The organism is Pseudomonas sp. B21-047 (assembly GCF_024748775.1).
Taxonomy (GTDB): Bacteria; Pseudomonadota; Gammaproteobacteria; order Pseudomonadales; family Pseudomonadaceae; genus Aquipseudomonas; species Aquipseudomonas capeferrum.
Genome location: NZ_CP087169.1, coordinates 5,670,111 through 5,689,369 on the forward strand (window position 1 = coordinate 5,670,111; position 19,259 = coordinate 5,689,369).

Consider the following 19,259-nt stretch of genomic DNA (forward strand, 5'->3'; position numbering starts at 1 on the left):
AGGGCCGCGGCGGGCCTGGATTGTTACTTGCCCGACTTGACCTTGGTCCAGCTACGGGTCATCAGACGTTGCACCTTGGGTGGCAACTCAGCGTTGACGAACATCTTGTCCAGCACTTCCTGCGGTGGGTAAACCGCGGCGTCAGTCCTCACGGCCTGGTCCATCAGGTCGCCAGCCTTGGGGTTCGGGTTGGCGTAACCGACGTAATCACTGACCTGGGCGATAACCTCAGGTTTCAGCAAATAGTTGATGAAGGCATGGGCCTCTTTGACGTTCTTGGCGTCCTTGGGGATCGCCAGTACATCGAACCAGAGGTTGCCGCCTTCCTTGGGAATCGCATAAGCCAAGTTCACACCCTTCTTGGCTTCTTCCGCACGGGCCTTGGCCTGGAAGATATCGCCCGAGAAGCCCGCCGCGACGCAGATGTCGCCGTTGGCCAGGTCGGTGATGTACTTGGACGAGTGGAAGTAGGTCACGTACGGGCGTACCGCCAGCAGCTTCTTCTCGGCCTTTTTATAGTCGTCGGGGTTGCTGCTGTTGGGGTCCAGCCCCATGTAGTTGAGCACCGCCGGGAGCATTTCGTCCGCCGAGTCGAGGAAGGCAACACCACACGTGGAGAGCTTCTTCATGTTCTCGGGTTCGAACAACACAGCCCAGGAATCGATAGTGTCGACGCCCAGCGCAGCCTTGACCTTTTCTACGTTGTAACCAATGCCGTTGGTGCCCCACAGGTAAGGCACGGCGTACTGGTTGCCCGGGTCATTCTTCTCGAGGCGCTTCATCAGCGCCGGGTCCAGGTTGGCATAATTGGGCAGCAGGTTCTTGTCGAGCTTCTGGAACGCGCCCGCCTTGATCTGCTTGCCGAGGAAATGGTTGGACGGCACGACGACGTCATAACCGGTGTTACCGGCCAGCAGCTTGCCTTCCAGTGTTTCGTTGGAATCGAAAATGTCCTGCACGGGCTTGATACCCGTTGCCTTCTCGAAGTCCGCGAGTGTGGTTGGGCCGATGTAATCGGACCAGTTGTAGAAATGCACCGTAGGCGCCGCTTGGACGCTGCATGCCAGCGTCAGGCCCGCTCCAGCCATCAAGGCCTTGCGTAATACAGAAATAGACAAGTGGGTGGTCCTCACAATCAGTGCATGGGTAGCGGCAATGTGGCCGCACACGCAAAACCGGCGCGCAACTTACCTTCGCAGCTTCGATGCCGCAATCAACAATTGCCTTTCACTGCCTCTGGGCCGGGAGTCCCCGGCCCAGAGGGCCTCGCATCGGGCTTACTTGCCCGACTTGATCTTGGTCCAGCTGCGGGTGATCGCACGCAGGGTGGCGGCGTCCAGGTCGCTGATCGCGTACAGCTGCTTCTTCACGGCCTCCGACGGATAGATGCTCGGATCGCTGGTGATGTCTTTTTCCACAAGCGGAGTGGCCGCCTTGTTGCCGTTCGGGAAGCGCACGGCGTTGGTGATCTCGGCCATGACCTCCGGCTGCAGCAGGTAGTTCATGAACTGGTAGGCGGCGTCGAGGTTGGTGGCATCCTTGGGGATCGCGACCATGTCATAGAAGGTACCGGCGCCTTCCTTGGGAATGGTGTAGGCCAGCTTGACCTTGTCACCGGCTTCGTGGGCGCGGGCCTTGGACTGCTCCAGGTCACCCGAATAACCGACCGCGACGCAGATGTTGCCGTTGGCCAGGTCGGAGATGTACTTGGACGAGTGGAAGTAAGCGATCGAAGGGCGCACCTGGAGGAACAGGTCTTCGGCGGCTTTGAGATCAGCCTTGTCCTTGCTGTTGGTCGGCTTGCCCAGGTAGTGCAAGGCGGCCGGAATCATTTCGGTCGGTGCGTCGAGGAAGCTCACGCCGCAGCTCTTGAGCTTTTCGATGTTCTCGGGCTTGAACACCACATCCCATGAGTCGATCTTGTCGACGCCGAGCGCCGCCTTGACCTTCTCCGGGTTGTAGCCGATACCGATCGAGCCCCACATGTACGGGAAGGCGTGCTTGTTGCCCTGGTCGCTGGCGTCGCCGACGGCCTTGAGCAGGTCTTCGTCGAGGTTCTTCCAGTTGGGCAGCTTGGAGCGGTCCAGCTCCTGGTAGACACCGGCCTTGATCTGCTTGGCCAGGAAGTTGTTGGACGGCACGACGATGTCATAGCCCGACTTGCCTGCCAGCAACTTGGCTTCGAGGGTCTCGTTGCTGTCGAAGACGTCATAGACGACCTTGATGCCGGTCTCTTTCTCGAAATTGGCCACGGTGTCCGGGGCGATGTAGTCCGACCAGTTGTACACGTGCAGTACTTTGTCATCAGCCTGAACAGCGGTCGCCATGGCACCCATCAGGGCGGCGGCCAGCAACGTCTTGCCCATTTTCTTCATGCGTCATGCTCCAGATTTTTTTTGATTAGCCATCCGTTCAGCTGCCAGGTCCCGCAGTACACGCGCTGGGCGACTGAAACAGTCGCTAGTCTGGCAAGTTACAAGGCGCTGTTTCAAGGAAAGCAGCCCCTTGTAACCAACTAATGTCACAACGCTAGCCTAGCAGGTGCTCATCTGATCGCTTCGAGGGTCAGGTCCAGGCACTTGCGCGCCTTTTCCACCAGCTCGTCGATCTCTGCATGGCTGATCACCAGCGGTGGCGCGATGATCATGGTGTCACCCACCGCACGCATGATCAGGCCGTTCTCGAAGCAGAAGTTGCGGCAGATCATGCCCACCCCCTTGCCTTCGTAACGGCTGCGGGTCGCCTTGTCCTTGACCAGCTCGATCGCGCCGAGCAGGCCCAGGCCGCGCACCTCACCCACCAGCGGGTGGTCTTGCAGCTCACGCAAACGCTTTTGCAAATACGGTGCCGCTTCGTTGCGTGCCTGCTCGACAATGTGCTCGTCGCGCAGGATGCGCAGGTTTTCCAGGCCTACTGCGGCCGCTACCGGGTGGCCCGAATAGGTGAAGCCGTGGTTGAAATCGCCGCCTTCGCTGATCACCTTGGCCACAGTGTCACGCACGATCACACCGCCCATGGGGATGTAACCGGAGGTCAGGCCCTTGGCGATGGTCATCAGGTCGGGCTTGAGGTCGTAGTAGTCGGAGCCGAACCACTCGCCGGTGCGGCCGAAGCCGCAGATGACTTCGTCGGCAACGAACAGGATGTCGTACTTGGCGAGGATCTCCTTGACCTTCGGCCAGTAGGTTTCTGGCGGGATGATCACCCCGCCCGCGCCCTGGATCGGCTCGGCGATGAAGGCCGCGACGTTGTCTTCGCCGACTTCGAGGATTTTTTTCTCCAGTTGCTCGGCGGCCCACACCCCGAACGCGTCCGGGCTCATGTCCCCGCCCTCACCGAACCAGTACGGCTGCGGGATGTGCACAATGCCCGGGATCGGCAGGCCGCCCTGCTCGTGCATGCCACTCATGCCACCCAGGCACGCACCGGCGAAGGTGGAGCCGTGGTAGCCGTTGATGCGGCCGATGATGGTCTGCTTGTGCGGTTTACCCTTCAGTGCCCAGTAGTGACGGACCATGCGCAGCACGGTGTCGTTGCCTTCGGAGCCGGAGCCGGTGAAGAACACATGGCTCATGCCTTCGGGCGCCACGTCGGTGATCGCCTTGGCCAGCTCCAATGCCGGCGGGTGCGCGGTCTGGAAGAACAGGTTGTAGTACGGCAGCTCGCGCATCTGCTTTTCGGCAGCCTGCACCAACTCTTCGCGGCCATACCCCACCGCAACGCACCACAGGCCAGCCATGCCGTCGAGGATCTTGTTGCCCTCGCTATCCCACAAATGCACGCCCTGGGCCTTGGTAATGATGCGCGGCCCCTTCTCCTTCAGCTGTTTGTAGTCGCTGAAGGGCGCGAGGTGGTGCTCGCCGCTCAGGGTTTGCCATTCACGGGTTTGCGGGTTTTTGACGCTCATGTGCTTCTCCGTTATCCGACAGCCGCGCTCCTGCGGCACCAGGGTTGATCAGACTGCAAACAGCAGGAACTCACGTTCCCAGGAACTGATGACGCGTTTGAAGTTTTCGTGTTCGGCGCGTTTGGTGGCGACGTAGCCGGTGATGAACTTCTTGCCCAGGTACTGCACCAGCGCACGGCTGACTTCCATGCGTTCCAGGGCGTCTTCGATGGTCAGTGGCAGGCGCAGGTTGCGGCGTTCGTAACCACGGCCCTGCACCGGTGCGCTGGCCTCGATGCCTTCGACCATGCCGATGTAGCCGCACAGCAGGCTGGCGGCGATGGCCAGGTAAGGGTTGGCATCGGCGCCCGGCAGGCGGTTCTCGACCCGGCGGTTCTGCGGCCCGGCATCCGGCACGCGCAGGCCGACGGTACGGTTTTCCTCGCCCCACTCGACGTTCACCGGCGCCGAGGTGTCGGGCAGGAAGCGGCGGAACGAGTTGACGTTGGGGGCGAACAGCGGCAGCGCCTCGGGGATGAACTTCTGCAGGCCACCGATGTGGTGCAGGAACAGCTCGCTCATGCTGCCGTCTTCGTTACTGAAGATGTTCTTGCCGGTGGCCGCGTCGATCACGCTCTGGTGCAGGTGCATGGCACTGCCAGGCTCGCCGGTCATGGGCTTGGCCATGAAGGTCGCGGCCACATTGTGCTTGAGCGCGGCCTCGCGCATGGTGCGTTTGAACACCAGGATCTGGTCGGCCAGGTGCAGCGCGTTGCCGTGACGGAAGTTGATTTCCATCTGCGCCGTGCCGTCTTCGTGGATCAGCGTGTCGAGGTCCAGCTTCTGCAGTTCGCACCAGTCATAGACATCCTCGAACAGCGGGTCGAATTCGTTGGCGGCTTCGATCGAGAACGACTGGCGGCCGGTTTCCGGACGACCCGAGCGGCCTACCGGCGGCTGCAGCGGGAAGTCCGGGTCTTCGCTACGCTTGGTCAGGTAGAACTCCATCTCGGGCGCGACAATCGGCTGCCAGCCTTTGTCGGCGTAGAGCTTGAGCACTTTCTTCAAGACGTTGCGCGGCGACAGTTCGACCGGGTTGCCCTTCTTGTCGTAGGTGTCGTGGATCACCTGCGCCGTCGGCTCGATGGCCCAGGGCACCAGGAACACGGCGTCTTCGTCGGGGCGGCAGATCATGTCGATGTCGGCCGGGTCGAGCAGTTCGTAATAGATGTCGTCGTCGACGTAGTCACCCGTCACGGTCTGCAGCAGCACGCTCTCGGGCAGGCGCATGCCTTTTTCGGCGATGAACTTGTTGGTCGGCGAGATCTTGCCGCGCGTGATACCAGTGAGGTCGCTGATCATGCATTCGACTTCAGTGATCTTGTGCTCTTTCAACCAATCGGTGAGCTGGTCGAGGTTGTTACTCATAAATACCTCAGGAGGTAAGGTGGTCCGCGCATTGATTCTGGATGGAGAAGATTGCTAAAGCAAAAACCCCCACGCACGAGCACAGTGGATACACTGAAACCAAGCGTGTCCGTAATGAGTTTGAAGGGCAGGAAGGCGAATCGAGTAGCGCAACGCCGCTACGGGGGAAGGTCCGGGTGCGCCAAGCGTCAATTATTGCGGCCAGGGCGGCCACACCGTTGACGGTGCGTTCATGAACGACAGGGGTACCCGACTGCACTGCGCAGGCAGCGCTTTCAGGTCGCGACAGGCGGACCATATGACCCTCGTATTATTGTGTTTTGGGTTGTGACCGAGCTTAGCCTTGTTCATTTTTTTACACAACACCTCCGTAAAAAATAAAACACGGCAAGCTTGAGATAGCCCTTTGAGCGGTAAATAGCGGATAATGGCACGCCCCGATATGCAGCAAATCTGCCGTAGATGTGCCATTTCAGGGCATCATGGGGTTGGCTTGACATCAGTATGGCTTTTCGATTGACTGGTCCTGCAAGCCCCCCTTGATTGATATTTTTAACAACAAAGGTGTTGCATCATGTCGGTACCCCCGCGTGCCGTTCAGCTTAACGAAGCGAACGCGTTCCTTAAGGAACATCCTGAGGTTCTCTACGTTGACCTTCTGATTGCAGATATGAATGGTGTGGTGCGCGGCAAGCGCATAGAGCGCACCAGCCTCCACAAGGTTTACGAGAAAGGCATCAACCTGCCGGCCTCCCTCTTCGCCCTGGACATCAACGGTTCCACCGTCGAGAGCACTGGGCTTGGCCTGGACATCGGCGATGCTGACCGCATCTGCTATCCAATCCCCGACACGCTGTGCAACGAGCCGTGGCAGAAACGCCCCACCGCACAGCTGCTCATGACCATGCACGAGATCGAAGGCGAGCCGTTCTTCGCCGACCCTCGTGAAGTGTTGCGTCAGGTTGTCAGCAAGTTCGACGACATGGGCCTGACCATCTGCGCCGCGTTCGAACTGGAGTTCTACCTGATCGACCAGGAGAACGTGAACGGCCGCCCGCAACCACCCCGCTCGCCGATCTCGGGCAAGCGCCCACAGTCGACCCAGGTGTACCTGATCGACGACCTCGACGAATACGCCGACTGCCTGCAGGACATCCTCGAAGGTGCCAAAGAGCAGGGTATTCCGGCCGACGCCATCGTCAAGGAAAGCGCCCCGGCGCAGTTCGAAGTCAACCTGCACCACGTCCCCGACCCGCTCAAGGCCTGTGACTACGCGGTGCTGCTCAAGCGCTTGATCAAGAACATCGCCTACGACCATGAAATGGACACCACCTTCATGGCCAAGCCCTACCCGGGCCAGGCAGGCAACGGCCTGCACGTACACATCTCCGTGCTGGACAAAGATGGCAACAACATCTTCACCAGCGAGGATCCCGAGCAGAACGCCGCGCTACGTCACGCTGTCGGCGGTGTGCTCGAGACCCTGCCCGCGTCCATGGCGTTCCTTTGCCCGAACGTCAACTCGTACCGTCGCTTTGGCGCGCAGTTCTATGTGCCGAACGCGCCGAGCTGGGGCCTGGACAACCGCACCGTGGCCCTGCGCGTGCCGACCGGTTCTGCCGATGCCGTGCGCCTCGAGCACCGGGTAGCCGGCGCCGATGCCAACCCGTACCTGATGATGGCGGCCGTACTGGCCGGCGTGCACCACGGCCTGACCAACAAGGTCGAGCCCGGCGCGCCAATCGAAGGCAACTCGTACGAGCAGCTGGAGCAGAGCCTGCCGAACAACCTGCGCGATGCCCTGCGTGAGCTGGACGACAGCGAGATCCTCAACAAGTACATCGATCCGAAGTACATCGACATCTTCGTCGCGTGCAAGGAAAGCGAGCTGGAGGAGTTCGAGCATTCGATCTCCGACCTCGAGTACAACTGGTACCTGCATACCGTGTAACTGAAAACGCCGCCCATCAGGGCGGCGTTTTTCATTGAGGCCGAAGCAGGCTTACAGCGACTTTTCGAAGATCTTCGAATTGCGCTGATAGTTGTACAGCGAAGCCCGCGCTGCCGGCAGCCGCTCCACGCCACTTGGCGCAAAGCCACGCTCGCGGAACCAGTGCGCAGTGCGCGTCGTCAGCACGAACAGCGTATTCAAACCCATCTGCCGTGCCCGGCTCTCGATGCGTTCAAGCAGTTCATCGCCGCGCCCACCATGCCGGTACTCCGGGTTCACCGCCAGGCACGCCAGCTCCCCCGCCTCGGAATCGGCAATCGGGTACAGCGCCGCACACGCGATGATCATGCCCTCGCGCTCGACCACGCTGAACTGCTCGATTTCCCGCTCCAGCACCTCGCGCGAACGGCGCACCAGGATGCCTTGCTCTTCCAGCGGGCTGATCAGCTCCAACAGGCCGCCGACATCTTCGATGGTTGCCTCACGCACGACCTCGAACTGCTCCTGGGACACCAGCGTACCGCCACCCCCGCGGGTGAACAGCTCGGTCAGCAGCGCACCGTCTTCGGCATAACTGACGATATGGCTGCGCGCCACGCCGCCCTTGCAGGCCTCGGCGGCAGCATCCAGCAGCTCACCCTGATAGTCGCTGCCCAGGCGCAGCAGATGCGGCGCCACCTGCTGCGGGCGCAGCTCACGCACCAGCTTGCCCTGTTCATCCAGCAGCCCCGGCTCGGCGCCGAACAGCAGCAGTTTGTCGGCACCCAGCTCGATGGCCGCGCGGGTGGCCACGTCTTCGCAGGCCAGGTTGAAGATTTCACCGGTGGGCGAGTACCCCAGCGGCGACAGCAGCACGATCGAGCGCTCGTCGAGCAAGCGGCTGATGCCTTTGCGGTCGACCCGGCGCACTTCGCCGGTGTGGTGGTAGTCCACGCCTTCGAGCACACCGATCGGCCGGGCAGTGACCAGGTTGCCGGACGCCACGCGCAGGCGCGAGCCCTGCATCGGCGAAGCGGCGATGTCCATCGACAAGCGCGCCTCGATGGCCAGGCGCAGGGCACCCACAGCATCGATCACGCAATCCAGCGTGGCCGCATCGGTGATGCGCAGGCTGCGGTGGTAGTGCGGGGTCAGGCCGCGTTCGGCCAGGCGGCTCTCGATCTGCGGGCGCGAGCCATGCACCAGCACCAGCCGCACGCCCAGGCTGTGCAGCAGCACCAGGTCGTGGACGATATTGCCGAAATTAGGGTGCTCCACCCCATCGCCGGGGAGCATGACCACAAAGGTGCAGTCGCGATGGGCATTGATGTACGGGGAAGCATGGCGCAACCAGTTGACGTAATCGGGCATGACAGGGCCTGTGGATAAGTGGACGGAGAACGGCGATACAGGGGGCGTTCAAGATCATCGTCGGAACAGGCTTGCGGTCACGCGCGGTCTCCTCTAGGCAGGAACGAATCAGCTCAATGGACGTTTAGTGCAGGCAATAGTGCCGGATCAGGTCACGCAATAGACGCACGGTAGGCTCGATTCGTGACATTTCAAGGTACTCGCCAGGCTGGTGGGCACAGGCGATGTCGCCAGGGCCCAGCACGATGGTCTGGCAGCCCAGCTGCTGAAGATAAGGCGCTTCGGTGCCGAACGCTACCGCTTCGGCGCGATGACCGGTCAGGCGCTCGGCCACGCGCACCAGCTCGGCGTCCGCAGCCTCCTCGAACGGGGGCACTTCAGGGAACAGCGGCGCATAGTCGATGCGCACCTCATAACGTTCCGCCAGCGGTACCAGCTTCTGGCGAATCGCCGCACGCAACTGCTCTGCATCCATCCCCGGCAGCGGCCGCAGGTCGAATTCCAGTGCACACTGGCCACAAATGCGGTTGGGGTTGTCGCCGCCATGGATGCAGCCGAAGTTCATCGTTGGTGTAGGCACGGTGAACTGTGGGTTGCGGTACGCCTGCTGCCATTGCCCGCGCAACTGCATCAGCTCGCCCATCACCGCGTGCATGGCTTCCATGGCGCTGCGCCCGAGGCTTGGGTCCGACGAATGGCCGCTGCGGCCCAAGATGTCGATGCGGTCCATGAGGATGCCTTTGTGCATGCGGATCGGCCGCAGGCCGGTGGGCTCGCCGATCACCGCTGCGCGGCCCAGCGGCTGGCCGGCCTCGGCCAGGGCGCGGGCGCCGGACATGGAGCTTTCTTCGTCGCAGGTGGCGAGAATCAGCAGCGGTTGCTTGAAGTCGTGCTCCAGCAACGGCAGCACGGCCTCGATGACCAGGGGGAAGAAGCCCTTCATGTCGCAGCTGCCCAGGCCGACCCAACGGCCATCGATTTCGGTCAGCTTCAGCGGGTCGCTCGACCACAGCTGCTCGTCGAACGGCACGGTATCGCTGTGCCCCGCCAGCACCAGGCCACCCGGGCCGGTGCCACGGCTGGCCAGCAGGTTGAACTTGCCGGGGCTGACCTGCTGGATGTCGCACGTGAAACCCAGGTCGCCCAACCAGCCGGCCAGCAGGTCGATGACCTGGCGGTTGGACTGGTCCAGCGCAGGCTGGGTACAACTGACCGAAGGCGCGGCGATCAAAGCGGCAAACTGGTCTTTCAGCGTCGGCAACGGCATGCCCGTACTCCTCGGAAGCGTTGCCCATCATAGGACCATCTGCCGTCTGGAATAAACCGTTGGCGGCCGACTGCTGTAGACTCTGTTGCCAACGAGCCCCTCCTTCGAGCCAGCGATGCACAAAGAAACCGAACTCAAGCTCCGCGCCAGCCGCGAGACCCTTGCCGCCCTGCGCGAGCACCCCTTGCTGAAAAAGCGCAACAAGTCCGGTTGGCAGACCCGCGAACTGCTCAACCAGTACTTCGACACCCCGGAGCGTGACCTTTCCGCTGCCCGCGTGGCCCTGCGCCTGCGCCGCGATGGCGAGGCGATCATCCAGACCTTGAAGTGCCGTGGCCAAAGCGTGGCCGGGCTGTCCGAGCGCAACGAGTACGAGTGGCAGCTGGACAAGGTCAAGCTCGACCTGAAAAAACTCGACGCCACCTGCTGGCCCGAGCAGCTGGCCGCGCTCGACAAGAAAACCATCAAGCCGCTGTTCACCACCGACTTCACCCGCGAATTCGCGGAAATCGCCTGGGGCCGTGGCAAGAGCAAAGTCGTGATCGAGGCTGCGCTGGACCAAGGCTTCGTGATCGCCGGCAAGCGCAAGGAAGAAATCTGCGAGCTGGAGCTCGAGCTGCGCGAAGGTGCGCCTGAAGCCCTGCTGGAGCTGGCCGCCGAGCTCGCCGCCAGCCTGCCGTTGATGCCCTGCGACATCAGCAAGGCCGAGCGTGGCTATCGCCTGCTGGAGCCCGAGAGCTATGAGCTGGGCTTGCCGCACACCGAGCTGGACGCCGAAATGGCCGTGGACGATGCCTACGCCGCCCTCGCCTGGCAGCTGTTGGCCAGCAGCCAGCGCCTGGCCGAGCAATATCGCCACAATGGCCACTGGCGCCTGTTGCAGGACTGGGTCGAGTGCCTGGCCGAGTTGCGCGCACTGACCAGCAGCCTGGGCCAGGCGGCACCACGCCCGTCCACCCGCGCCCTGCGCAGCAGCCTCGACGCATTGCTCGAAGACTGGCGCCCGCTGGTGCAGGCCGGTAACGATGACGAAGACATCCGCCGCGCCGCGCCCGAGCAGTTTGCCGAAGAGCTCGAAGACGTGCGTTGGGGTCAGTTCTCCCTGGAAACCTCGCGCTGGCTGCTGGCCCGTGGCTGGACCGCCGAACGCAAAGGCCGTGGCGAACGCCAGGGCAATGCGCAGCTGGCCAGCTGGATGGCCCATCTGCTGGGCGAAGAAGGCCGTGCGCTGAAGCTGCCGCTGTACACCCAGCGCCCGGAAGACCTGGCCGAACAGCTGCCGCGCATCGAACAGGTGCTTGCCTGGCTGCACCATGCCCGCCAGGTGCTCGAAGCACCGCAAATGGACCGCCTGTACGGTGACCTGAAGAAACTGCACGAGCTGGCCGAGCTGCCGCTGTCGGAAGAGCCCGACGAGCTGCTTGAAGCCCGTATCGAACAGGCCCGCGCCGTTGATCAGAGCCGCGGCTGGAAGCACCTGCTCAAGCCCTGACGACACGGCCCTTGTAGGAGCGGCCTTGCGTCGCGAACGGGTCGCGCAGCGGCCCCACGATCTCCAAAGCAGCACAGATCTTGGGGCCGCTGCACGACCCTTTCCGACCGATCCGGCGCCCCGGCAAGGCCGCTTCACGAAAATCTACCTCAGCGACCCAGTGGCAGGCTCGTCGTGGACTTGATCTCCGAAAGCGCCACAATCGAATTGACCTCCTGAATCCCCGGCACATTCGACAGCTTTTCAAAGAAGAACCGCTCGTACGCCTCGATGTCCGAGGTAACGATGCGCAGCAGGAAGTCCACCGACCCCATCAGCACATAGCACTCCAGCACCTCCGGGAACCCCCGAATCGCCTCGGTGAACTCGGTAAAATTCGAGCGACCGTGCGCGTTCAGCTTCACCTCGGCGAAGATCTGCGTGTTCAAGCCGATTTTCTTGCGGTCGAGCAAGGTCACCTGCCCGCGTATCACCCCCTCCTCCTTCAGCCGCTGAATACGCCGCCAGCAAGGCGATTGCGACAGCCCGACACGCTCGGCAATCTGTGCGCTGGACAGCGAAGCGTCCTCCTGAAGCAGTTCGAGGATGCGCCGATCATAGGCGTCCAGCTCGCTGCGCATGAATATTCCCCCAAAACCAGATAATCAGAATTGAACGATCTGCCATTCCAGCAAATCGATGGAATCATAGCGAAAAAATACCCGCCTTAACGTGCAAGAATTTCTCCCACATTCGCGGAGACCAGCATGAACGCACTGCCACGTACCGACGCTTGGGCCGCCAGCAACGCCCACAGCACCGTGCACTACCGCCTGCAGGCCGAGGCCGAGCCCGACAGCCTGTGCCGGGTGCTCAACCTGTTTGCCTTGCAGTTTCTGACCCCGCACCACGTGCAGGTCAGCCAACAGGAGGACTGGCTCGATATCGAAATCGGCATTGGCGGGCTGAGCTGGCACAGGGCCGAGGTCATTGCGCAAAAATTGCGCAACCTGGTGTGCGTGGGTGAGGTGAGCCTGGCGAACCTTGCGCGCGTGGAGCTGGCGGTGGTCTGAGCCCGCTTCTTTTGTTCATGTCGCAAGATCCCGAAACCCTTTGCCAGCAGACAGCTCACCGCACCCGGCTAGCCTTCATCAGGACTCCCCACCTGGCAAGGACGCCAACATGCATACCCCCGGCAAGCAAGCACTCGACCTCAACCGCCTGCTCCAGGCTCTGCTGACCGAGCAGCACCTGGACGCCAGCGACACCCTGCTGGTACTTGAGCAGGCCGCCGCACGCCCGGCCTGCCACCCACTGGAGCTGATCGCCGGCCCTGGTCTTGAAGACCGCATGCACCCCGGCCAGCCGCTGGACTTGGACCGCCTCTGTCAGTGGCTGGCCGATAAGGTCGGCCAGCCCTTTGTGCGCATCGACCCGATGCAACTGGACATGTCCCAGGTCAGCGGGCTGATCTCCCCGGCGTTCGCCCAGCGCCATGGCATCCTCGTCGTGGCCGCCGACGCCTCGGGCGTCACCGTGGCCAGCGCCCAGCCTTATCAGGATGACTGGCAGGCAGACCTGGCCCGCAGCCTCGGCAGGCCGATCCGTCGGGTGTTGGCAAGCCCGTTGCAGATCCGCCAGCTGGGGCAATCGTTCTTGCGCCTGGCCCAGTCGGTACAGGGTGCGCAACACCAGCAGCCGGCCAGCCTGGGGGAGCTCGAACACCTGCTGGAACTGGGCAAACGCCAGGCCGAGGCCAATGCCGACGATGCGCATATCGTGCACATCGTCGACTGGCTGCTGCAGTACGCCCTCGAACAACGCGCCAGCGATATCCACCTGGAGCCCCGCCGCGAACAGGGGCAACTGCGGTACCGCATAGACGGCCTGCTGCACACCGTCTACACCTTTCCCGCAGGCGTGACCCTGGCGCTGGTCAGCCGCCTCAAACACCTGGGGCGCATGGATGTAGCAGAGAAACGCCGGCCACAAGACGGTCGCCTGCAAAGCCGCCTGCCGGGCGGCGGCGAGGTGGAGCTGCGCCTGTCGACCCTGCCGACGCCGTTTGGCGAAAAACTGGTGTTACGCCTGTTCGACCCGCAGCAACTGCATGAAGGCTTCGACCGCCTGGGCCTCGAAGGGCAGCAGCTGGAGCAATGGCGGGCGCTGCTGCGCCACCGCCAAGGCATCATCCTGGTAACGGGCCCCACCGGCTCCGGCAAGACCAGCACGCTCTACGCCAGCCTCAAACTGCTGGCCACCCCGCAAATCAACCTGTGCACCATCGAAGACCCGATCGAACGGCTGGAACCGGCGTTCAACCAGTTGCAAGTGCAGCCGGCCCTGGGCCTGTGCTTCGCCAACGGCGTGCGGGCGATGCTGCGCCAGGACCCGGACATCATCATGATCGGCGAGATCCGTGACCGTGAAACCGCCCTGGTGGCCGTACAGGCAGCCCTCACCGGGCACCTGGTGCTGTCGACCCTGCACACCAACGATGCCTGCGCTGCGATCACCCGCCTGCAGGAACTGGGCGTAGCCGACTACCTGATCAAGGCGACGCTGATCGGGGTCATGGCGCAACGGCTGATTCGTACCCTTTGCAGCGATTGCCAGGGTTGTGCCTCGGCGGCCAGCGGCCAGCCCTGCCGTACCTGTCGTGGTACCGGATTTCACGGTCGCACGGGCTTGTTCGAACTGTTGATACCCAGCGAAAACTTGCGCGCGCAGATAGGCCCGCACACCGACCTTGCGCACTTGCGGCGCCAGGCACTGACGGAAGGCTTGCTGGACCTGCGCCGCTGCGGGGAGGCGAAAGTGGCCTGCGGGCTGACCCGCGCAGAGGAAGTGCTACGGGCCTGCTCCTGAGCGAAAATCCCTTGTATTCAAGGAACTTGCCTCCTTTGCCACGATCAAACCGCGCATCTTCAACCCTCACCCTTCGAGGTGTTTCAACATGCGTCTCAAAACCGCCATCGCGACCGCTGCCTTGCTTTCGCTGCCAATGGGCTCCGCCATGGCCGATACCTTCTGGCGTAACGTGATTTCTTCCGGTGCGACCACCGCGTCCACCTACCTGACCTCCAAGGATCACAAGCTGGTACTGGCCGCGCAGGAAGACGCTGGCAGCTTCGTGGCCAGCGAAGGCGCCATTCGTGGGCCGTTCCTGGAGTCTGCGCTGCACCAGGTGCGCGCCGAAAACCCAGGCATGCAAGCCAGCGACATGGAACTGGCCAATGCCATTCTGGCCAAGAACGCAGTAGCCGAGTAAATAATCGGGGGGCCAAGCCCCCCGAAACTCAGCGATAAGCCTCCACCGGCACACACGCGCAGAACAAATTCCTGTCTCCATACACATTGTCGACCCGGTTCACCGCTGGCCAATACTTGTGCTGGCGTACGTGAGCACTGGGGGCGATGCCCTGCTCCAGGCTGTACGGCCTGTTCCACGCTACCAACACATCGGCCAAGGTGTGCGGCGCATGCTTGAGCGGGTTGTCTTCGGCCGGCCAGTTGCCCTCCTGCACCTGGGCGATTTCTGCACGGATCGCCAGCATCGCCTCGACGAAACGGTCCAGCTCGGCCTTGGACTCACTCTCGGTCGGCTCGACCATCAGCGTGCCCGGTACCGGGAATGACATGGTCGGGGCATGAAAGCCGTAGTCCATCAAACGTTTGGCCACGTCCTCCTCACTGATGCCGGTCTGGGCCTTGAGCGGGCGCAGGTCGAGTATGCATTCGTGGGCCACGCGCTGGTTACGCCCGCGGTAGAGCACCGGGAACGCCCCGGCAAGCTGGCTGGCCAGGTAGTTGGCCGAGAGGATCGCCACCTCGCTGGCATCGGCCAGTTGCGGGCCCATCATGGCGATGTACATCCAGCTGATCGGCAGAATGCTCGCACTGCCCCAGGGCGCGGCACTGACCGCGCTGTTGTTCGGGTCCAGGCCGGGTACCGGCACCACCGGGTGGCTGGCGACAAAGGGCTTGAGGTGGGCGCGGATGCCGATCGGGCCCATGCCGGGGCCGCCGCCGCCATGGGGGATGCAGAAGGTCTTGTGCAGGTTCATGTGCGAAACGTCGGCGCCGATGTCTGCGGGCCGTGCCAGGCCGACCTGGGCATTGAGGTTGGCACCGTCCATGTACACCTGGCCACCGTGCTGGTGCACCACGTCGCAGATTTCGCGGATACCCTCTTCGTACACCCCATGGGTCGAGGGGTAGGTGACCATCAGGCAGGACAACCGATCCCCTGCCGCCTGGGCCTTGACCTTGAGGTCCGTGAGGTCGACGTTGCCGTCTTCGTCGCAATCGACGATCACCACCTCCATGCCGGCCATTTGCGCCGAGGCCGGGTTGGTGCCGTGGGCCGAGGACGGAATCAGGCACAGCGTACGCTGCGGCTGATGGCGGCTGCGGTGGTAGCGGGTGATGGCCATGAGGCCGGCGTATTCACCCTGGGCCCCGGAGTTGGGCTGCATGCAAATGGCGTCAAAGCCGGTGATCGCGCACAACCAGCTCTCCAGCTCGTCGATCATCGCTTTGTAGCCAACCGCCTGGGCAGCAGGCGCAAAGGGATGAAGCTGGGCGAAGCCGGGCCAGGTGATGGGGATCATCTCGCTGGTGGCGTTGAGCTTCATGGTGCAGGAGCCCAGCGGGATCATCGACTGGTTCAGCGCCAGGTCCTTGTTTTCCAGCTGCTTGAGGTAGCGCAGCATCTCGGTTTCACTGTGGTGCAGGTTGAAGACCGGGTGCGCAAGGAACGGCGTGCGCCGCACCAGCCCCGCGGGTATGCCTTCGGGCAGCGCCAGTTGGTCGAGCGTCGCGATGTCCAGGCCGTGGTCGACCCCCAGGAAAACATCGAACAGGCGCAACACGGTCTGTTCGCTGCAGGTTTCGTCCAGGCTCACGCCCAGGTGCCCACGCCCGAGGATGCGCAGGTTGATCTGCGCGTGCTCGGCACTTTCGATGATCGCCGCCTGCGCGCCGCCCACCTCCAACGTCAGGGTGTCGAAAAAATGCTGGTTGAGCCGCTTGATGCCCTTGGCTTCAAGGCCGGCCGCCAGGATAAAGGTCAGCCGATGCACGCGCTGGGCAATGCGCTGCAAGCCCTCTGGGCCATGGTAGACGGCATAGAAGCCGGCGATATTGGCCAGCAGTACCTGGGCCGTGCAGATGTTGGAGTTGGCCTTCTCACGGCGGATGTGCTGCTCGCGGGTCTGCAGGGCCATGCGCAGCGCGGTATTGCCACGGGCATCGCGTGACACACCGATGATGCGCCCCGGCATGGCCCGCTTGAAGTCGTCACGGCAGGCGAAATAGGCCGCGTGTGGCCCGCCGTAGCCCATCGGTACGCCAAAGCGCTGGGTCGAGCCCAACACCACATCGGCGCCCAGCTCACCGGGCGGCGCCAGCACCACCAGGCTGAGCAGGTCGGCGGCAACGCAGGCCAAGGCTTGCTGGCTGTGCAACTGGTCGATCAATGGGCGCAGGTCGCGCACCTCGCCATGGGTGTCCGGGTATTGCAGCAAAGCGCCGAATACCGAGTGCTTGGCAAGGTTATCCACAGCGTCGACGATCAGCTCGAAGCCGAACCCCTCGGCGCGGGTTTTCAGTACCGAGAGGGTTTGCGGGTGGCAGTGCTCGTCGGCGAAGAAGGCGTTGCTCTTGTTACGTGCCACGCGCTTGGCCAAGGCCATCGCCTCGGCGGCGGCGGTGGCTTCGTCGAGCAGCGAGGCGTTGGCCAGGGCCAGGCCGGTCAGGTCGATGACCATCTGCTGAAAGTTGAGCAGGGCTTCCAGCCGGCCTTGGGCGATTTCTGGCTGATAAGGCGTATAGGCGGTGTACCAGCCTGGGTTTTCCAGCACGTTGCGCAGGATGACAGTTGGCGTGACGGTGCCGTGGTAGCCCATGCCGATGAGGCTGGTCCAGACCTGATTCTGCTCGGCGTAACCGGCGAGCTTGGCCAGTGCGGCCTGTTCATCCAGGGCCGGCGGCAGGTCGAGTGGGCGATTGAGGCGGATCCCTGGCGGGACCGTCTGCTCGATCAGCTCGCTGCGGCTGGCAACACCCAGCGCGCTGAGCATGGCCTGCTGCTCCGAGGCATCGGGGCCAAGGTGGCGACGCAGGAAAGGGTTGAGCTCTTGCAGTTGATGCAGGGACGGCGACTGGGACATGACGACGCTCTCTTCCTAGACCAGGCCTCATGGAGACTTATAAGTCTAGGAAGGATTGCCGATTGTGCGGAGAAACTTGCTTTTGCCGCACCATGGCCGGGCGGCGCAGTGCGCCCCCCGGCTTGATCAGTTACTCGCCGATCGCAGCCTGATAAGCCGCAGCATCCAGCAGCTCTTCCAATTCAGCTGCGTCGCTTGGCTTCAATTTGAAGATCCACGCCCCATAAGGTTCTTCGTTCAACAGCTCCGGATTGTCTGCCAGCGCGTCGTTGACCGCGATCACTTCGCCAGCGATCGGGGCGTAGATGTCGGAAGCCGCCTTGACCGATTCGACCACGCCTGCGGCATCGCCTTTGGCAAACACCTTGCCGACTTCCGCCAGTTCGACGAACACGACGTCACCCAGGGCTTCCTGTGCATGGTCGCTGATGCCAACGGTCACTGTGCCGTCGCTTTCCAGGCGCGCCCACTCGTGGCTTTCGGCAAAACGCAGGTCGGCGGGGATATTGCTCATGTCTTGAATTCCTCGATTGGCTCAGCGGTCGGCCCGCCGGTTAATAATTGTTCAAATCAGGATTTTGCCGTGGCGCACGAAGGTCGGTTTGACCACCCGCACCGGGTACCATTTGCCGCGAATCTCGACCTCGGCGCGGTCGCCGGTAGCCATGGGTACACGCGCCAGGGCAATGGATTTGCTCAGCGTAGGAGAGAAACTACCACTGGTGATCTCACCTTCGCCAATACCGGTAACACGAACCACCTGATGGGCACGCAGAACGCCGCGTTCTTCCAGCACCAGGCCAACCAGTTTTTCCTTCACACCCTGCTCGATTTCCGCCAACAGGCCAGTGCGGCCGATGAATTCGCGCGCAGCCGGCTCCCAGGCGATGCTCCAGCCCAGGTTGGAGGTCAGCGGGGTGTGGGCTTCGTCGATGTCCTGGCCGTAAAGGTTCATGCCGGCCTCCAGACGCAGGGTATCGCGGGCGCCCAGGCCACTGGGGGCGATGCCGGCCCCTACCAGGTCGTTGAAGAAGGCCACGGCCTGGTCACCTGGGAGGATGATCTCCAGGCCGTCCTCACCGGTATAACCGGTACGGGCAATGAACCAGTCGCCTTCGGCGATACCTTCGAACGGGCGCAGCTCGCGGATCAGCGCGGCGCGCGACGGGCTCAGCAAGGCCGCCACCTTTTCACGGGCGTGGGGGCCTTGGATGGCGAGGATGGCGAGGTCCGGGCGAACCTGAACATCCACCTCGAAGCCTGCACGCTGCGCATGCAGCCAGCCAAGCACCTTTTCGCGGGTGGCGGCGTTGGTCACCAGGCGATAGCCGCCTTCGGTACGGTAGGCGATGAGGTCGTCGATAACCCCGCCCTGCGCGTTCAGCAGTGGGCTGTACAGCGCCTTGCCAATACCCGCGAGACGTGCGACGTCGTTGGCCAGCAACCGCTGCAACCAGGCAAAGGCATCACTGCCCGTGACGTCGATGACGGTCATGTGAGAGACATCGAAGACCCCGCAGTCACTGCGCACCTGATGGTGCTCCTCGACTTGCGAGCCATAGTGCAGGGGCATGTCCCAGCCGCCAAAATCGACCGTCTTGGCGCCGAGCGCCAGGTGCAGGTCATACAGAAGCGTGCGCTGTCCCATGGGTTTCTCCTTCCGGGCGTGGCGAAGCGGCGGCGGTCGATGACGTTGGGTCGTCAGCTCTTCTTGTAGGACCCGCCGCGCGAAT

At 62.8% G+C, this 19,259-nt stretch carries 15 protein-coding genes; 5 read left to right on the forward strand and 10 right to left on the reverse strand.

All coding sequences use genetic code 11. The features are described from left to right. Positions 1-23: 23 nt before the first annotated feature. The 4 genes from LOY26_RS25630 to LOY26_RS25645 all read right to left on the reverse strand — a co-directional run bounded on the left by LOY26_RS25630 (position 24) and on the right by LOY26_RS25645 (position 5,314). Entirely contained in the window at positions 24-1,118 is a 1,095-nt protein-coding gene (locus tag LOY26_RS25630) for a polyamine ABC transporter substrate-binding protein (protein ID WP_258714231.1), read from the reverse strand. 159 nt (positions 1,119-1,277) lie between these two features. Next, a complete protein-coding gene (locus LOY26_RS25635) occupies positions 1,278-2,375 on the reverse strand; it encodes a polyamine ABC transporter substrate-binding protein (protein WP_258714232.1) in 1,098 nt (365 codons plus the stop codon). 170 nt (positions 2,376-2,545) lie between these two features. Beyond that, positions 2,546-3,907, reverse strand: a complete 1,362-nt coding sequence (locus LOY26_RS25640; protein WP_033702135.1) for an aspartate aminotransferase family protein — start codon at positions 3,905-3,907, stop codon at positions 2,546-2,548. Positions 3,908-3,955: 48 nt separating this feature from the next. Continuing rightward, on the reverse strand, positions 3,956-5,314 hold the full coding sequence (locus LOY26_RS25645) for a glutamine synthetase family protein (RefSeq protein ID WP_033702137.1): 1,359 nt from the start codon (positions 5,312-5,314) through the stop codon (positions 3,956-3,958). Between the two features lie 574 nt (positions 5,315-5,888). Here LOY26_RS25645 and LOY26_RS25650 point away from each other — a divergent pair. Continuing rightward, the gene (locus tag LOY26_RS25650) at positions 5,889-7,265 is read left to right on the forward strand and encodes a glutamine synthetase family protein (RefSeq protein ID WP_186657692.1); all 1,377 of its coding nucleotides are present in this window, start codon (positions 5,889-5,891) and stop codon (positions 7,263-7,265) included. Between the two features lie 51 nt (positions 7,266-7,316). Here LOY26_RS25650 and argA read toward each other — a convergent pair whose 3' ends face one another. Continuing rightward, entirely contained in the window at positions 7,317-8,615 is a 1,299-nt protein-coding gene (gene argA, locus LOY26_RS25655) for an amino-acid N-acetyltransferase (protein WP_033702141.1), read from the reverse strand. Positions 8,616-8,739: 124 nt separating this feature from the next. Next, positions 8,740-9,882 carry an acetylornithine deacetylase gene (gene argE, locus LOY26_RS25660; protein WP_258714233.1) on the reverse strand — a complete coding sequence of 381 codons (1,143 nt, stop codon included), beginning with the start codon at positions 9,880-9,882 and terminating at the stop codon, positions 8,740-8,742. Positions 9,883-9,997: 115 nt separating this feature from the next. Between argE and LOY26_RS25665 the strand changes: the two genes are divergently transcribed. After that, entirely contained in the window at positions 9,998-11,374 is a 1,377-nt protein-coding gene (locus LOY26_RS25665) for an inorganic triphosphatase (protein WP_186657690.1), read from the forward strand. Positions 11,375-11,523: 149 nt separating this feature from the next. Here the strand turns inward: LOY26_RS25665 and LOY26_RS25670 are convergent, their stop codons facing one another. Then, complete coding sequence (locus LOY26_RS25670; RefSeq protein WP_258714234.1) at positions 11,524-11,994, reverse strand: Lrp/AsnC family transcriptional regulator; 471 nt, start codon at positions 11,992-11,994, stop codon at positions 11,524-11,526. A gap of 126 nt (positions 11,995-12,120) precedes the next feature. Here LOY26_RS25670 and LOY26_RS25675 point away from each other — a divergent pair, with 126 nt between their 5' ends. The 3 genes from LOY26_RS25675 to LOY26_RS25685 all read left to right on the forward strand — a co-directional run bounded on the left by LOY26_RS25675 (position 12,121) and on the right by LOY26_RS25685 (position 14,624). Then, positions 12,121-12,426, forward strand: coding sequence for a hypothetical protein (locus LOY26_RS25675; protein ID WP_258714235.1), 306 nt, complete (start codon positions 12,121-12,123; stop codon positions 12,424-12,426). Between the two features lie 109 nt (positions 12,427-12,535). Further along, positions 12,536-14,221, forward strand: coding sequence for a GspE/PulE family protein (locus LOY26_RS25680; protein ID WP_258714236.1), 1,686 nt, complete (start codon positions 12,536-12,538; stop codon positions 14,219-14,221). Positions 14,222-14,309: 88 nt separating this feature from the next. Continuing rightward, entirely contained in the window at positions 14,310-14,624 is a 315-nt protein-coding gene (locus LOY26_RS25685) for a DUF2388 domain-containing protein (protein ID WP_186657680.1), read from the forward strand. 28 nt (positions 14,625-14,652) lie between these two features. Here LOY26_RS25685 and gcvP read toward each other — a convergent pair whose 3' ends face one another. The 3 genes from gcvP to gcvT all read right to left on the reverse strand — a co-directional run bounded on the left by gcvP (position 14,653) and on the right by gcvT (position 19,174). Continuing rightward, positions 14,653-17,526 carry an aminomethyl-transferring glycine dehydrogenase gene (gene gcvP, locus LOY26_RS25690; RefSeq protein WP_258714237.1) on the reverse strand — a complete coding sequence of 958 codons (2,874 nt, stop codon included), beginning with the start codon at positions 17,524-17,526 and terminating at the stop codon, positions 14,653-14,655. A gap of 130 nt (positions 17,527-17,656) precedes the next feature. Then, a complete protein-coding gene (gcvH, locus tag LOY26_RS25695) occupies positions 17,657-18,040 on the reverse strand; it encodes a glycine cleavage system protein GcvH (RefSeq protein WP_186657668.1) in 384 nt (127 codons plus the stop codon). Between the two features lie 51 nt (positions 18,041-18,091). After that, positions 18,092-19,174, reverse strand: a complete 1,083-nt coding sequence (gene gcvT, locus LOY26_RS25700; protein ID WP_186657665.1) for a glycine cleavage system aminomethyltransferase GcvT — start codon at positions 19,172-19,174, stop codon at positions 18,092-18,094. Between the last annotated feature and the right edge of the window lie 85 nt (positions 19,175-19,259).

Coding starts and splice junctions, on each gene's coding strand:
- LOY26_RS25670 (WP_258714234.1), bottom strand. CDS start 11,994: ATGCGCAGCGAGCTGGACGCCTATGATCGGCGCATCCTCGAACTGCTT.
- LOY26_RS25665 (WP_186657690.1), top strand. CDS start 9,998: ATGCACAAAGAAACCGAACTCAAGCTCCGCGCCAGCCGCGAGACCCTT.
- gcvH (WP_186657668.1), bottom strand. CDS start 18,040: ATGAGCAATATCCCCGCCGACCTGCGTTTTGCCGAAAGCCACGAGTGG.
- gcvP (WP_258714237.1), bottom strand. CDS start 17,526: ATGTCCCAGTCGCCGTCCCTGCATCAACTGCAAGAGCTCAACCCTTTC.
- argA (WP_033702141.1), bottom strand. CDS start 8,615: ATGCCCGATTACGTCAACTGGTTGCGCCATGCTTCCCCGTACATCAAT.
- LOY26_RS25645 (WP_033702137.1), bottom strand. CDS start 5,314: ATGAGTAACAACCTCGACCAGCTCACCGATTGGTTGAAAGAGCACAAG.
- gcvT (WP_186657665.1), bottom strand. CDS start 19,174: ATGGGACAGCGCACGCTTCTGTATGACCTGCACCTGGCGCTCGGCGCC.
- argE (WP_258714233.1), bottom strand. CDS start 9,882: ATGCCGTTGCCGACGCTGAAAGACCAGTTTGCCGCTTTGATCGCCGCG.
- LOY26_RS25685 (WP_186657680.1), top strand. CDS start 14,310: ATGCGTCTCAAAACCGCCATCGCGACCGCTGCCTTGCTTTCGCTGCCA.
- LOY26_RS25650 (WP_186657692.1), top strand. CDS start 5,889: ATGTCGGTACCCCCGCGTGCCGTTCAGCTTAACGAAGCGAACGCGTTC.
- LOY26_RS25675 (WP_258714235.1), top strand. CDS start 12,121: ATGAACGCACTGCCACGTACCGACGCTTGGGCCGCCAGCAACGCCCAC.
- LOY26_RS25680 (WP_258714236.1), top strand. CDS start 12,536: ATGCATACCCCCGGCAAGCAAGCACTCGACCTCAACCGCCTGCTCCAG.
- LOY26_RS25640 (WP_033702135.1), bottom strand. CDS start 3,907: ATGAGCGTCAAAAACCCGCAAACCCGTGAATGGCAAACCCTGAGCGGC.
- LOY26_RS25635 (WP_258714232.1), bottom strand. CDS start 2,375: ATGAAGAAAATGGGCAAGACGTTGCTGGCCGCCGCCCTGATGGGTGCC.